The sequence below is a fragment of the Verrucosispora sioxanthis genome, assembly GCF_010560025.1.
In the GTDB taxonomy this organism is placed as follows: Bacteria; Actinomycetota; Actinomycetes; order Mycobacteriales; family Micromonosporaceae; genus Micromonospora; species Micromonospora palythoicola.
On record NZ_SAIY01000004.1, the window covers coordinates 460598 to 474640 of the forward strand.

The 14043-nt window shown below is 70.8% G+C and carries 12 protein-coding genes and 1 pseudogene; 10 read left to right on the plus strand and 3 right to left on the minus strand.

The annotated features are described in order from the left end of the window. Positions 1–60 precede the first annotated feature (60 nt). Both ENC19_RS14875 and mshB read right to left on the minus strand, forming a co-directional pair. Complete coding sequence (locus ENC19_RS14875) at positions 61–498, minus strand: hypothetical protein (protein ID WP_164447764.1); 438 nt, start codon at positions 496–498, stop codon at positions 61–63. 14 nt (positions 499–512) lie between these two features. Beyond that, positions 513–1472 carry an N-acetyl-1-D-myo-inositol-2-amino-2-deoxy-alpha-D-glucopyranoside deacetylase gene (gene mshB / locus ENC19_RS14880; RefSeq protein ID WP_309246304.1) on the minus strand — a complete coding sequence of 320 codons (960 nt, stop codon included), beginning with the start codon at positions 1470–1472 and terminating at the stop codon, positions 513–515. A gap of 86 nt (positions 1473–1558) precedes the next feature. On the opposite strand from mshB, the gene ENC19_RS14885 reads away from it, so the two are divergent. The 7 genes and pseudogenes from ENC19_RS14885 to ENC19_RS14915 all read left to right on the plus strand — a co-directional run bounded on the left by ENC19_RS14885 (position 1559) and on the right by ENC19_RS14915 (position 11492). Beyond that, positions 1559–3706 carry a S9 family peptidase gene (locus ENC19_RS14885; RefSeq protein WP_164447766.1) on the plus strand — a complete coding sequence of 716 codons (2148 nt, stop codon included), beginning with the start codon at positions 1559–1561 and terminating at the stop codon, positions 3704–3706. Positions 3707–3804: 98 nt separating this feature from the next. Continuing rightward, positions 3805–4353: a Uma2 family endonuclease gene (locus ENC19_RS14890; protein WP_164447932.1), complete on the plus strand. Its 549-nt coding sequence runs from the start codon at positions 3805–3807 to the stop codon at positions 4351–4353. Positions 4354–4385: 32 nt separating this feature from the next. After that, the gene (locus ENC19_RS14895) at positions 4386–5822 is read left to right on the plus strand and encodes a TldD/PmbA family protein (protein WP_164447767.1); all 1437 of its coding nucleotides are present in this window, start codon (positions 4386–4388) and stop codon (positions 5820–5822) included. 115 nt (positions 5823–5937) lie between these two features. Beyond that, positions 5938–7346 (plus strand): annotated as a pseudogene (locus tag ENC19_RS14900) (TldD/PmbA family protein). 259 nt (positions 7347–7605) lie between these two features. Continuing rightward, positions 7606–8412 carry a hypothetical protein gene (locus ENC19_RS14905; protein ID WP_164447768.1) on the plus strand — a complete coding sequence of 269 codons (807 nt, stop codon included), beginning with the start codon at positions 7606–7608 and terminating at the stop codon, positions 8410–8412. Between the two features lie 11 nt (positions 8413–8423). Next, the gene (locus ENC19_RS14910) at positions 8424–10385 is read left to right on the plus strand and encodes a fumarate reductase/succinate dehydrogenase flavoprotein subunit (RefSeq protein ID WP_164447769.1); all 1962 of its coding nucleotides are present in this window, start codon (positions 8424–8426) and stop codon (positions 10383–10385) included. Positions 10386–10388: 3 nt separating this feature from the next. After that, positions 10389–11492 carry a succinate dehydrogenase/fumarate reductase iron-sulfur subunit gene (locus ENC19_RS14915; protein WP_164447770.1) on the plus strand — a complete coding sequence of 368 codons (1104 nt, stop codon included), beginning with the start codon at positions 10389–10391 and terminating at the stop codon, positions 11490–11492. Between the two features lie 157 nt (positions 11493–11649). Here the strand turns inward: ENC19_RS14915 and ENC19_RS14920 are convergent, their stop codons facing one another. Beyond that, the gene (locus ENC19_RS14920; protein ID WP_164447771.1) at positions 11650–12102 is read right to left on the minus strand and encodes a (deoxy)nucleoside triphosphate pyrophosphohydrolase; all 453 of its coding nucleotides are present in this window, start codon (positions 12100–12102) and stop codon (positions 11650–11652) included. A gap of 183 nt (positions 12103–12285) precedes the next feature. On the opposite strand from ENC19_RS14920, the gene ENC19_RS14925 reads away from it, so the two are divergent. The 3 genes from ENC19_RS14925 to ENC19_RS14935 all read left to right on the plus strand — a co-directional run bounded on the left by ENC19_RS14925 (position 12286) and on the right by ENC19_RS14935 (position 13964). Next, positions 12286–12591, plus strand: coding sequence for a 4a-hydroxytetrahydrobiopterin dehydratase (locus ENC19_RS14925; RefSeq protein WP_164447772.1), 306 nt, complete (start codon positions 12286–12288; stop codon positions 12589–12591). Positions 12592–12630: 39 nt separating this feature from the next. After that, a complete protein-coding gene (locus tag ENC19_RS14930; RefSeq protein ID WP_093405480.1) occupies positions 12631–12993 on the plus strand; it encodes a PH domain-containing protein in 363 nt (120 codons plus the stop codon). A gap of 236 nt (positions 12994–13229) precedes the next feature. Next, entirely contained in the window at positions 13230–13964 is a 735-nt protein-coding gene (locus ENC19_RS14935) for a class I SAM-dependent methyltransferase (protein ID WP_164447773.1), read from the plus strand. Positions 13965–14043: the final 79 nt, after the last annotated feature.

Consider the following 14043-nt stretch of genomic DNA (forward strand, 5'->3'; position numbering starts at 1 on the left):
CCGCCCGCCCGGATGGCGGGTCTCCTGGCAGGAATATCTACCACCCGTCGCTGAGCGACGTCAGTACCGTCCGGGCGCCGAAGCCGGCGCGAGGATCGACCGGAACGCCATCACCGTGAAGGTCATCGCACCGCCCACCACCAGGGTGAGCCCGACCCAGTTGCCGACGAGCAGCACGTCACCCTCGCTGGTCCGGTCGGCGGCGATCACCATGATCGCCACCCAGGGCAGCGCCGGCAGCGCCACCGCCCAGCGGCGGCCGACGGTCTCGACGGCCAACCAGCTCAACGCGATGTTCACGGCCACGGCCACGACCACCGTGACGCCGATCAGGTGCCCGCCGATCCGCAGCGGGGCGAGCAGCAACTCCAGCACCGCGCTCAGCGCCGCCGCCACGACGGCGAACCCGCCGCCAGCCACCCGCAGACCGATGTCCAGCGGACGTCGCCACCTCCGAATCGGCCGGGGCGGCTGCTGCTCCTGCGGTGCGACCGACATCGCGGCGGGCAGCGTCACCGGTGACCGGCCGGGGTGACCGGTCTACGGCCGGGACCGCCGACGACACCCAGTTCGCCGACCCCGTCCGACGCCGCGACGTCCACCCCGGCGAACAGGTCCGACTCCCAGCCGTACGGGCCGCTGCCCGCCCCCTTCTCCCCCAGCGCCAGGGTGAAGTACTCCACCCCCATGAACTCGGCGCCGAAATTGCCGGCGATCGAGTACAGCCAGGAGGTGGCCGGAATCTGGGTGGCGTGGGCGCGCATCGCCGCCTCCTTCGCGGCGTGCTGTTCGGTGGCGTCGATGCGGGCGGCGATTTCCGCGTCCGGCGTGCAGAACGGCAGCTCGGTGGCGTCGGCGATGCCGGCGAACGGGTTGTCCGACGCCTCCGCGAAGTGCGTCATGCCGGCCTCCAGCACGCTGTGCGGCATCGCCGTCCAGTAGACCTTCGCCGGCGCGAGCCCCTCGGCGGCGGCCAACTCCACGGCCCGCATGGTGACCCGGTGCGCCTGGATGTGGTCGGGATGGCCGTAGAAGCCGTTGTCGTCGTACGTGACCACCACCTGCGGGCGGATCTCCCGGATGATCTCCAACAACTGGCGGGCGGCCTCGTCCAGGTCGGCCCCCCAGAAGGCCCGGGGATGCTCGTTGGTCGGCAGGCCCATCATGCCGGAGTCGCGGTAGCGGCCGGCCCCGCCGAGGAAGCGGTGGTCGGTGACGCCCAGCTCGGCGCAGGCGGCCGCCAGTTCGGCGATCCGGTACCCGCCGAGCTGGTCGGCCTCGGCGGCGGCGAGCCCGGCCAGCTCCGGTACGTGGATCTCACCCTCCTCGCCCAGCGTGCAGGTCACCAGAGTGACGTGGGCACCCGTGGCCGCGTAGTGGGCCATCGTCGAGCCGGTGCCGATGGACTCGTCGTCGGGATGCGCGTGGACCAGCAGCAGGCGGCGGTCAGGCAGCGTCGTCACGACGGTCACTCTAACCGGCGGTTCTCGCCCACCGGCCCAGACGCGTCCGCGCAGGTCGCTCACATCGCGCTCGGTACCAGCCTACGATCTGGCCTGTGGACTTTCCCGAGCTGGCCGCCCGCACCCGCAGGTTCAGCCACGGGGCGCCGCGTGCCGTGTCCGTAGCCGAAGACGGTGCCCGGGTGGTCTTCCTACGCTCGGCCGGGCCGGAGGATCCGGCCGACGCGCTCTGGCTGCTGGACGTGGCAACCGGCACGGAACGGCTGGTCGCCGATCCGGGCGCCCTGCTCGGCACCGACGTCGACCCGGACGCGTTGAGCCCGGGGGAACGGGCCCGGCGGGAGCGGCTGCGGTTGAGTGCCTCCGGCATCGGCTCGTACGCCCTCGACGCCGCCGGTCGGGTGGCGGTGTTCGCGCTGGCCGGTCGGCTCTTCCGGGCCGACCTGGTGCACGGCGACGTGATCGAGGTGCCCACCGTCGGGCCGGTGCTCGACCCCCGGCCGGACCCGAGCGGACAGCGGCTGGCCTACGTGACCGACGCCGCCGAGGGAGTCCGCCGCGGCGAGCTACGGGTGATCGACAGCGACGGCGCCGACACCATCCTGGCCGGCGAGGACTCCGGCGTGCTCTGGGGGCTGGCCGAGCACATCGCGGCGGAGGAGTTCGGGCGGCACCGCGGCTACTGGTGGGCTCCCGACGGTCGGTCGGTGCTCGCCGCCCGGGTCGACGAAACCCGGCTGCCCCGTTGGCACCTGCACGATCCGGCGCAGCCCGGCAGCCCGCCGACAAGCGTCGCGTACCCGGTGGCGGGTGGCCCGAACGCCGAGGTCAGCCTGCACCTGCTCGACCTCGACGGCGGCTGGGTCGACGTGCACTGGGACCGGGAGACCTATCCGTACCTGACCGCGGTGCACTGGGGCGAGGGCGCCCCGCTGATCACTGTGCTGCGCCGCGCCCAGCAGCACGGGCTGGTGCTCGCGGTCGACCCGCGTACCGGGGAGACCCAGGTGCACGCCGAGCTGGCCGACCCACGCTGGGTCGAGCCGGTCCCGGGCACCCCCGCGCACCTGCCCGACGGGCGGGTGCTGGTCGGTGGCGAACTGGCCCACGACGGGTACGACGCGCGCTGCCTGTTCGCCGACGGCACGCTGCTCACCCCGCCCTCGCTGTACGTGCGCCGGGTGGTCGGCCGGCTGGCCGGCGGCGGCGGCCCGGCGGACCTGCTGGTCGAGGCGAGCGACGGCGAACCGAGCGAACAGCACCTGTTCCGGGTCCGCACCAGCATCGGCGGCGGAGTGGACGCCCGCCGGCTGACCAGCGACGCCGGCTGGCACGTCGGCGCGGTCGGTGGTGGCGTGCTGGTCATCGGCAGCGCCTCACTGGACCACGCGGGCGTGCGGTGGACGGTGTTCCAGGGCGATCGGGAGGTGGGCACGCTGCGGTCGCTGGCCGCCACGCCCAGCTACTCCCCGCTGCCGCTGCTGGAACGGGTGACCGACCGGCGGCTCCCCGCGGCGGTGCTCTATCCGGACAACCACGTCACCGGCCGTCGGCTGCCGGTCCTGCTCGACGTCTACGGCGGTCCGGGGCATCAGGAGGTGGTGGCCGCACGCTCGGCCTGGCTGGAGCGGCAGTGGTGGGCCGACGCCGGTTTCGCGGTGGTGGTCACCGACAACCGGGGTACGCCGGGCATCGCACCGTCGTACGAGAAGGCCATCCACCGACGGGTCGCCGACGTGATCCTGCTCGACCAGGTGGAGGCGCTCACCGCGCTCGCCGGCAAGCACCCGGATCTCGACCTGGACCGGGTCGCGGTGCGTGGCTGGTCGTTCGGAGGCTGGCTGGCCGGCCTGGCGGTGCTGCGGCATCCGGAGCTGTTCCGGTGCGGCATCGCCGGCGCGCCGGTCACCGACTGGGCGCTGTACGACACCGCGTACACCGAGCGGTACCTGGGTCTGCCCGCCGACGGGGAGGACGTCTACGCGCACCACTCACTCGTGGAGCTGGCCGCAGAGCCGGTCACCGACCCGGCGCAGGCCCGCCCGCTGCTGCTGGTGCACGGCATGGTCGACGACAACGTGGTGGCGGCGCACACGCTACGGCTGTCGGCGGCGTTGCTGGCCACCGGCCGGCCGCACTCGGTGCTGCCGCTGACCGGCGCCACCCACATGGCCGCCGGCGGCCTCGCCGAACGTCTCCTCCACCTTGAACTCGACTTCCTCCGCACCCACCTCGGGACGTGAGCCGCAGCTACGGTTCGGCGCCGTGCCACTCGCACGAAGGGTGCGACGATGGAGACGACCCGGCAGGCAGGATCCCGGCGAGACGAGCGGAGGTGACCATGACCGTGGCGGTGTTCGACCACGAGGGCCCGTGGACCGAGGAGGAGTACCTCGCCCTCGGCGAGACCTCCCAGCGCGTCGAACTCTTCGACGGGAGCCTGCACGTGACCCCAGCCCCCACCCCACGCCACCAGAACATCTCCGGTGAACTGCGCGCGACACTACGTGGTCCGGCCAAAGAGGCCGGCCTGCACGTACTGGAGGGGGTGAACGTGCGGCTTCGGCCCGGTCGCATCCCCATCCCCGACCTGGTCATCACCGGCCCGATCGATTTCGACGCCCCCAACGTCGAGGCAGCCGACGTCCACCTCGTCTGCGAGATCATCTCGCCGAGCAACGCGGCCACCGACAAGGTGCTGAAGATGCACTACTACGCCGCGGCAGGCATCGAGTGGTACCTGCTCATCGAGCAGGCCAGCGGCGCCCTCCACCTCTACCGCAAACGCGGCAGGCACTACGTGGTGGAGAGTGCCACCGAGCCGGGCCAGGTTCTGGTGCTCAACGAACCGGTCAAGGTGACCATCCGTCCTGAGGACCTGCTTCCCTGACGGTTGTCGGTCGGCTGGCCTAGGGTCGGGCCATGAGCGAGTTCGGGGCGGCCGAGGTGGCCGTGCAGGCGGCGCTCGACGCGGGCGCCCGCTACGCCGACGTCCGGGTGATGCACCGGCGCTACGAGTCGATGACCGCCCGCAACGGCGACGTCGAGTCGCTGACCCAGGACGAGAGCGTCGGTCTGGGCGTACGCGCGCTTGTCGGTTCGAGCTGGGGCTTCCACGCCGTACCGGAACTGTCGGACCGGGCCGCGCGCGACGCCGGCCACCGGGCCGCGCGGACCGCGGCGGCCAGTGCGCTGGTCCCGGGCCCGCCCGTCGACCTCGTCGCGGTCACCCCGACCACGGCGAGTTGGTCCGCACCCTGTGCGGTCGATCCGCTCGGCGTCTCCCTCGCCGTCAAGGGTGACCTGCTGGTGGCGGCGACCTGCACCATGGCCGAGCACGGCGCCGACCTCGCCGAGGGGCTCTACCAGATCTGGGACACCGCCAAGTGGTTCGTCTCCAGCGAGGGGCACCGCATCGACCAGCGCATCCGTGAGTGCGGCGGCGGCATCTCGGCCACCTCCGTCGGTGCCGACGAGACCCAACGCCGATCCTGGCCGAGCTACCGCGGTCAGTACGGCACCACCGGCTGGGAACTCGTCGACACGCTGGAGTTGGGCGCGCACGCGGCGCGGATCGCCGAGGAGTCCCGGGCGCTGCTGACCGCGCCGCTCTGCCCCACCGGCGAGACCGACCTGATCCTCGGTGGCGAGCAGTTGGCCCTGCAGATCCACGAGTCGGTCGGGCACGCCATCGAGCTGGACCGGATCCTCGGCTGGGAGGCGGCCTTCGCCGGCACCTCGTGGCTGGACCTCGCGCAGCTCGGCTCGCTGCGCTACGGCTCCGAGCTGATGACCATCACCATCGACCCGACCATTCCCGGCGCGCTGGGCAGTTTCGGCTACGACGACGAGGGCTCACCGGCGGTCAAGCGCGACGCGGTACGGGACGGTCGTTGGGTGGGTGTGCTGGCGGGCCGGGACTCGGCGGCCGTCGCGGGCCTGGACCACGGCGGCAGCGTGCGCGCCGACGGATGGGCGCGGCTGCCGATGGTGCGGATGACGAACGTGGGCCTGGAGCCCGGTCCGCACACCCTGGAGGAGATCGTCGCCGCCACCGACAACGGGGTGCTGATGGACGTCAACCGGTCCTGGTCCATCGACGACAAACGGCTGAACTTCCAGTTCGGCTGCGAGATCGGCTGGGAGATCCGCAACGGCCGGCGTGGGCGGATGGTGCGTAACCCGACCTACACCGGCATCGGACCGCTGTTCTGGCGCTCGATGGACATGCTCTCGTCGGAGACGGTCCCCTGGGGCACCCCGAACTGCGGCAAGGGCCAGCCCGGCCAGGTCGGGCACACCGGACACCCGTCGGCACCTGCCCGCTTCCGCAACGTCCGGGTGGGGGTACGCGCATGACCGATCGCCGACGGACGACCCGTCGATGCGCGGTGGTGACGCCGGACGGTGTCGCCGACCCCGAGGAGACGGCGTGAGTGGCGTGCCCGTGCGAGCCGGTGACGACGAGTTGGACATCGCCGGCCGCGTGGTGGATCTGGTCACCCGGCTGGCCGGGCCGGCCGCGCAGGCGGAGGTGACGGTGACCCGGGCCGAGTCGGCGTTGACCCGGTTCGCCAACTCGGCGATCCACCAGAACGTGGTCGCGTCCGCCGTGGACGTTCGGCTGCGGGTCCACCTGGCCGGGCGTACCGCCGCCGGCAGCGGGAACGTGGTCACCGCCGACGGGCTGCGCGCGTTGGTGGAGCGGGTGCTGACGGCGGCCCGGTTCACCCCACCGGATCCGGCCTGGCCGGGACTCACCCCGCGACACCGGTGGCGCCCGCGCCGGAATGGGATCCGGCGACCGCCCACGCCGGGCCGGACCAGCGGGCCGCCCTGGTCCGGGCGTTCGTGGACGCGGCGGCCGGGTTGGTGACCGCCGGCTACTGCCGCACGGGTCACCGGTTCACGGCCTTCGCCAACTCTGCCGGTCACTCGACCCAGGGGCAGGCGGCCGAGGCGGCGATGGACGGAATCGCCCGGGCCGGCGGTGCGGACGGCACCGCCCGACAGCACGTCGACCGGGTCGCCGATCTCGACGGTGCCGGCCTGGGGCGGCGGGCCGCGGCGAAGGCCCGGGCGGCGGCCGACCCGGTCGAGCTGCCTCCCGGGCGCTACCCGGTGGTGTTGGAGCCGGCAGCCGTCGCGGACCTGCTACAGAATCTGGCCTGGTACGGCTTCAACGGCCGAAGGTACGCCGAACATCAGTCCTTCGCCGTCCCCGGCACGGCCCAGTTCGATCGCGCGGTGACCCTGGTCGACGATCCGTTGGCGGCCTCGGGGCTGCCGTTCGACCTGGAGGGCACGCCGACCGGGGCACTGACCCTGGTGGACGCGGGCACCACCAGGGCCGTCACCCACGACCGGCGCAGCGCCGCCGAGCTGGGGGTCGCCTCGACCGGGCACGCCTGGGCCGGCGGTGCCACCTTCGGCCCGATCCCCCGCAACCTGCGCCTCGCTCCCGCCGGCACGACCGGCACCGCCGACCCGACGGGTGTTTCCCGGGCGGCGACCCGTGGCCCGGCAGCGGACGACGTGACGACGGGCGCGATCGGGGATCCGGACACCGCCGCCCTGGTCTCCCGGATGGAACGCGGCCTGCTGGTCAGCGACCTCTGGTACACCCGGGTCCTGGATCCGTTGAGCCTGGTCGTCACCGGCCTGACCCGCAACGGGCTGTGGCTGGTCGAGGACGGTCGGGTGACCCGGGCGGTCCGCGATCTGCGCTTCACCGAGTCGTACCCCAGGGCGCTCGCGCCCGGTGCGGTGCTGGAGTTGGGCCGGCGCGCGGTACGCCTGCCGGACCGGACGGACGGTGTCTGGTGGGAGGCGCCGTCGTTGCGGCTGGCCTCGTGGAACTTCACCGGCGGGGCGTCCGGCTGACCGTTTGTCGATCTTTTCCGCACGCTCGCATATCGATCTTGACGAGAGGCTTTCCAAAGTGCGGGACACACGGGACACTGCCTTGCGCGGACGGCCCGCCTAGATCGGCGTAACGTGTGTCACTTAGCTGCTCCGGTACGCCGGCGCGGTCGTTGGTGCGCGCATGACGCGACAGGCGGGTGCGGGTTCGCCCGGGTCCGCGTGCCGCCCGTAAGTGTTCCGCCGCCCGTGACAGGGCCCCGTCAGGGAGACGACGCGAATGACATCATCGGCAACGAAACCGCGGGGTGTGCGCGCACGCGCCGCCATCGCGGCGAAGACGTTGCGGACGGACCGTTGGTGGTTTGCCCCGCTGATCACGGTCATCGGGCTCAGTGCGTGGGTAGCGTACGCAACGGTCCGGGTCTTCATGCACAAGTGGTACTGGGTCGAGGACTACCACTACCTGACCCCGTTCTACTCGCCGTGCGTGACGGACCGGTGCCTGCCGGAGGCTTCCCACTTCGGGCAGTACCTGCCCGGCTGGTGGATCATCCCGGACGCCGCGTTCACCCTGCCGTTCCTGCTGCTGTTCCGGCTGACCTGCTACTACTACCGCAAGGCGTACTACCGGTCGTTCTGGCTGTCGCCGCCGGCCTGCGCGGTGCCCGACGGTCACGCCTCCTACGGCGGTGAGACCCGGTTCCCGCTGATCGTGCAGAACTCGCACCGGTACTTCTTCTACTTCGCCGCGATCATCTCGCTGATCAACACCTGGGACGCGATCCTGGCCTTCCACAGCCCCGAGGGCTTCGGTTTCGGGCTGGGCAACCTGATCCTGCTCGGCAACGTGGTCATGCTCTGGGCGTACACGATTTCCTGCCACTCCTGCCGGCACATCATCGGCGGGCGACTGAAGACCTTCTCCAAGCATCCCGTCCGCTACCGGGCCTGGGGCTACGTCTCCTGGCTGAACGTCCGGCACATGCAGCTCGCCTGGATCACACTCGGCACGCTGGCCCTGACCGACTTCTACGTCATGGCCGTCTCCGCTGAGTGGATCTCCGACCTGCGGTTCATCAACTGAGGGCCCCTGACATGACGACCACTACCACTCGCATCGAACGACACCACTACGACGTCGTCGTGATCGGGGCCGGCGGCGCCGGCCTGCGCGCGGCGATCGAGGCGCGGCTGGCCGGCAAGAAGACCGCCATCATCTCGAAGTCGCTGTTCGGCAAGGCGCACACGGTGATGGCCGAGGGCGGCGCCGCCGCGGCCATGGGCAACGTGAACAGCCGGGACAGCTGGCAGGTGCACTTCCGGGACACCATGCGCGGCGGCAAGTTCCTCAACAACTTCCGGATGGCGGAGCTGCACGCCAAGGAGTCGCCGCAGCGGATCTGGGAACTGGAGACCTACGGTGCGCTGTTCGACCGCACCAAGGACGGCAGGATCTCGCAGCGCAACTTCGGCGGCCACGAGTACCCCCGGCTGGCCCACGTCGGCGACCGGACGGGCCTGGAGCTGATCCGCACCCTCCAGCAGAAGATCGTCTCGTTGCAGCAGGAGGACAAGCGCGACCACGGTTCGTACGACGCGCGGATCAAGGTCTTCTCCGAGACCACCATCACCGAACTGCTGCTCGACGGCGACCGGGTCGCCGGCGCCTTCGGCTACTACCGCGAGTCCGGCGAGTTCGTCCTCTTCGAGGCACCCGCCGTGGTGCTCGCCACCGGTGGCGTCGGCCGGTCCTACAAGGTCACCTCCAACTCCTGGGAGTACACCGGGGACGGTCACGCGTTGGCGCTGCGGGCCGGGGCGACTCTGATCAACATGGAGTTCCTCCAGTTCCACCCGACCGGCATGGTCTGGCCGCCGTCGGTGAAGGGCATCCTGGTCACCGAGTCGGTTCGCGGCGACGGTGGCATCCTGAAGAACTCCGAGGGCAAGCGGTTCATGTTCGACTACGTCCCCGACGTCTTCCGCAAGCAGTACGCGGAGACGCCCGAGGAGGCGGACCGCTGGTACGACGACCCGGACAACAACCGGCGTCCGCCGGAGCTGCTGCCCCGCGACGAGGTCGCCCGGGCGATCAACAGCGAGGTCAAGGCCGGTCGGGGTACGCCGGCCGGCGGCGTCTACCTGGACATCGCCTCCCGGCTGCCGGCCGAGGAGATCCGTCGTCGCCTGCCGTCGATGCACCACCAGTTCAAGGGGCTGGCCGACGTCGACATCACCAAGGAGCCGATGGAGGTCGGCCCGACCTGTCACTACGTGATGGGCGGCGTGGAGGTCGACCCGGACAGCGGCGCCGCGTACGGCGCGGTGCGCGGGTTGTTCGCCGCCGGGGAGGTCTCCGGCGGCATGCACGGCTCCAACCGGCTGGGCGGCAACTCCCTGTCCGACCTGCTGGTCTTCGGTAAGCGGGCGGGCGGCCACGCGGCCACCTACGTCGACCAGCTCACCGGCCGGCCCCGGGTGGCGGTGGCCGCGGTGGAGACCGCGGTGGAGACGGCCCTGGCACCGTTGCAGCGGGACACCGGCGAGAACCCGTACACCCTCCAGCAGGACCTCCAGGCGGTGATGGGGGATCTGGTCGGCATCATCCGGCGGGAGGCCGAGTTGGCGGACGCGCTGGTCCGCCTGGCGGAGCTGCGCGAGCGGGTGGCGAAGGTCAGCGCCTCCGGCGGTCGGCGGTACAACCCGGGCTGGCATCTGGCGCTGGACCTGCGCAACATGCTTGTCGTCTCGGAGTGCACCGCGAAGGCGGCGCTGGAGCGTCGCGAGTCGCGCGGCGGACACACCCGCGAGGACTTCCCCACAATGGATCCGCAGTGGCGGCGGGTCAACCTGGTCTGCTCGCTGGTGGGCGACACCGTCCGGCTGGAGCGCAAGCCGCTGCCGAAGATGCGCTCCGAACTGATCGGCCTGTTCGACCGCGCCGAGCTGGCCAAGTACCTCACCGACGAGGAGCTCACCGAGTTCGACGCCCTCGTCGCCGCCGATGCCGCTGCCGCTGACGCGGCCACCGACGCAGACGCCGAGAAGGAGCGCTGAGGAATGGGCACCCAAACGTCTGGAACGCCCGGCAAGCCGGGCGCCAAGCGCCAGTTCCGGATCTGGCGGGGTGACGCCGACGGCGGCGACCTGCGGGACTACACGGTCGAGGTCAACGAGGGCGAGGTGGTCCTCGACGTGATCCACCGGTTGCAGGCCACCGACGCGCCCGACCTGGCCTGCCGGTGGAACTGCAAGGCCGGCAAGTGCGGCTCCTGCTCCATGGAGATCAACGGGATGCCCAAGCTCGGCTGCATGACCCGGATGTCGACGTTCGAGGAGAACGAGACGATCACGGTGACCCCGCTGCGGACGTTCCCGGTCATCCGCGACCTGGTCACCGACGTGTCGTTCAACTACGAGAAGGCGCGGGAGACGCCCGCCTTCGCTCCCCCGGCCGATCTGGCTCCCGGCGACTACCGGATGCAGCAGGTCGACGTGGAGCGCTCGCAGGAGTTCCGCAAGTGCATCGAGTGCTTCCTGTGCCAGAACGTCTGCCACGTGATCCGGGACCACGACGAGAACAAGCAGGCGTTCTCCGGACCGCGGTACTTCATCCGCGCCGCGGAGCTGGACATGCACCCGCTGGACACTAGGACCGACCGCAAGGACTACGCGCAGACCGAGCAGGGTCTGGGTTTCTGCAACATCACCAAGTGCTGCACCGAGGTCTGCCCCGAGCACATCAAGATCACCGACAACGGGATCATCCCCATGAAGGAACGGGTCGTCGACCGCAGGTACGATCCACTCGTGTGGCTCGGTAGCAAGATCTTCCGGAGGGGTCAGGTGCCTCAGACCAGCGTGACCAGCGGACACTCCCCGGGCGCGGTGCGCTCCAGCGCCGCGGGCGGCGGTGTGCACTCACACGCCGGCGGCTCCCATGACGCCCAGGCCGAGGTGCAGGCCCAGCAGGGCGTCAACTGGCACCGCGAGGTGCCCCACCCGACCGCCCCGGCGGTCGACGCCAGCGGCAAGCTCCCCCTCACGGAGCTAACCTTCGACCGCGCGGCGGCTCCGTCGCCCTTCGGCGACGACGTCACCTTCCCGCTCCCCCCCGAGCACCTGAACTTCGCCCACCCCGACCAGGACAAACCCAACCACTAACCCACCCGCACGTACAACGGGGGGCCGCGGCATCCGCCACGGCCCCCCGCCCCTTTCCACCCCCCTCGCCCCGCCACCCTCGCTTTGGTTGACCAAGAAGTTCTTGTAACCGAGAGCGTTCTGTATGACCAGAACTTCTTGATCAACTGAGCGGGGATCAGCGGGGTGGAGGGTCTGTGGAGAGGAGGGGGCGGAGGGCGGCGACTATGGGGGCGTCGGCGGGGAGCCAGGTGACGGTGTCCAGGTCGGTGGCGGAGAGCCAGCGTAGGGCTGAGTGTTCGAGGGGCTGGGGCTCGTCGTCGTGCAGGAGGCGGGCGGCGTACACCTTGAGGACCGAGCGGCCGTGCGCCATCCGGACGTCACGGCCGATCCGCGCACCGATCTCCACGCGTACGGCCAGTTCCTCGACGCACTCGCGGGCCAGCGCCGCCGGCTCGGTCTCACCCGGCTCCACCTTGCCGCCGGGGAACTCCCACATGCCCGCCACCTCGGGCGGGGCGGATCTGGCGCAGGCCAGCACCCGTCCGTCCCTGATGATGGCCGCTCCGACGATCACCTTCGGATCGCGCCGTACAGCGTTTCCGCCGCCGTTCGCCCGTTCGGTCCGCACGGCCGTCCAGAGTGCCAGATCAATCGGCGGTTTGGGTAGCTTGGTCGTCCGTCAGGCCAGGAATACCCGGAAGTGTGGGCGTGGACACACCCTCCGTGCGACGTAAGACTAGGAGCACCGACAAAGACACGGGGCGGCGACGATTTGGCCACAAGCCGGCAACGAAGCCTGGGAGGAGCGGTGATGCGTGCGCTGTTCGGCGGTCGGACGAAGCACGACTACCTCAGCGACGCCCTCACCCTACTGTCCGGTTGGACGCGCGAGGGTGAGCAGATCCGACGGACTCTCGTCATCGACGACACGCAACACGCGGCGCTCACCGAGCGGGTGAAGGTGGTCGCCGACGCACTGCATCTGCGCCCGGAGATCAGCCGGCGCGCCGATCACACCCAGATCCGGGTCGGGCACGGCAACGAGCCCCTCTCCGAGGGCGAGGTCCTGCTGGCCGCCCGCATCGAGGACGCCTACCGCGCGGTCACCGAGAGCTGACGGTGCGTTCGCTGGCGGACGCTGCCTACCGTGGGCGTCATGGCCAACGCGACCTATGACCGCAAGGAACAGTTCCAGCAGATCCAGAGCGGCCTGCTCGACGGTGAACAGATCATCGCCGTCTACGACGCCGTCGGCACCGGCACCGGGTTCATCGGGCTGACCGACCGGCGCGTCATCATCCAGGACCGCTCGTTCGTCGGCAAGAAGTACGCGATCACCAGCATCCCGTACTCGAAGATCACCAGCGTGAGCGTGGTCAGCAACAAGTCCTGGGGTGGCTCGTTCTTCTCCACCGGCGCGATCGCCATCCACGTCGGTACGCACACCTACGAGGTGGAGTTCCGGGGCGACCAGAAAAGCCACCACGTCCACAACGTGATCCTGCACTACATCAGCTGACCGACTCCCCGGGCCGCGCAGCGGATCAGCATCCCGGTGAATTTCAGTTGCCGCCGGCCATCGATGCCGATTGACTCACGAACCAACCGAACGAAGGGAGCGACGACATGAGGCACAGCACGACGCCCAGGCAGCGAACAGGCATCGTCAACCCCATCGAATCGAGGCTTCGTGCGTACGTGGGAATCATCGGACAAGGCGCCGTGCGGCGCCGGTAGCAACGACGGAGGCCGCTGATGTCGGTCTTCGACGACCCGGGACACTTCGGCCGGCTCTGGGCCGACACCTATGACCTGCCGGGCGGCCTACCCGACCCGGCACCGGCGGTGGAGTTCCTCGCCGAACTGGCCGGCGACGGCCCGGCGCTGGAACTGGCCATCGGCACCGGTCGGGTCGCCCTTCCCCTGGCCGAGCGCGGGATCGCCGTGGAGGGGGTCGAGGCGTCGCCGGAAATGGTCGCGAAGATGCGGGCCAAGCCCGGTGGTGGCGATATCCCGGTGGCCATCGGCGACATGGCGGACGTGCCGGTGACCGGCCCGTACACCATGGCGTACCTGGTCTTCAACACCCTGTTCAACCTGGTACGCGCCCGGCGCCAGGCGGACTGCTTCCGGAACGTGGCCCGCGTGCTCGCGCCTGGCGGCGCGTTCGTCATCGAGACGTTCGTGCCCGACCCGGCGGACTTCGACCGCGACGAACAGGTCCAGATACGGGAGGTGACCGAGGACTCGGCCACCATCCGCCTGCACCGGTACGACCGGGAGGCGCAGACGTTCCTCCGGCAGACCATCACGTTCCACTCCGCCGGGGTGCACCTGCACCCGTTCGCGATGCGTTACCTGTGGCCCGAGCAGATCGACGAGTTGGCGGAGCAGGCCGGTCTCCGGCTCACCGAGCGGTACGCCGACTGGGACCGGTCACCCTCCGGCCCGGACAGCACCGCACACATCTCCGTGTACCGGCTCGGGTGATCCACGGCGCGGGTGCGACGGTCCGGCCGTCGTACCCGCGCCACAGCGCTCACTGAACGGCTCGCGCCGGGCTGGGATA

What these genes read in the sequence shown, in the direction of transcription:
- ENC19_RS14930 (WP_093405480.1), top strand. Translation starts at nt 12,631, where the DNA reads ATGGCCAACGCGACCTATGACCGCAAGGAACAGTTCCAGCAGATCCAG.
- ENC19_RS14935 (WP_164447773.1), top strand. Translation starts at nt 13,230, where the DNA reads ATGTCGGTCTTCGACGACCCGGGACACTTCGGCCGGCTCTGGGCCGAC.
- ENC19_RS14905 (WP_164447768.1), top strand. Translation starts at nt 7,606, where the DNA reads ATGACATCATCGGCAACGAAACCGCGGGGTGTGCGCGCACGCGCCGCC.
- ENC19_RS14910 (WP_164447769.1), top strand. Translation starts at nt 8,424, where the DNA reads ATGACGACCACTACCACTCGCATCGAACGACACCACTACGACGTCGTC.
- ENC19_RS14875 (WP_164447764.1), bottom strand. Translation starts at nt 498, where the DNA reads ATGTCGGTCGCACCGCAGGAGCAGCAGCCGCCCCGGCCGATTCGGAGG.
- ENC19_RS14890 (WP_164447932.1), top strand. Translation starts at nt 3,805, where the DNA reads ATGACCGTGGCGGTGTTCGACCACGAGGGCCCGTGGACCGAGGAGGAG.
- ENC19_RS14925 (WP_164447772.1), top strand. Translation starts at nt 12,286, where the DNA reads ATGCGTGCGCTGTTCGGCGGTCGGACGAAGCACGACTACCTCAGCGAC.
- ENC19_RS14895 (WP_164447767.1), top strand. Translation starts at nt 4,386, where the DNA reads ATGAGCGAGTTCGGGGCGGCCGAGGTGGCCGTGCAGGCGGCGCTCGAC.
- ENC19_RS14915 (WP_164447770.1), top strand. Translation starts at nt 10,389, where the DNA reads ATGGGCACCCAAACGTCTGGAACGCCCGGCAAGCCGGGCGCCAAGCGC.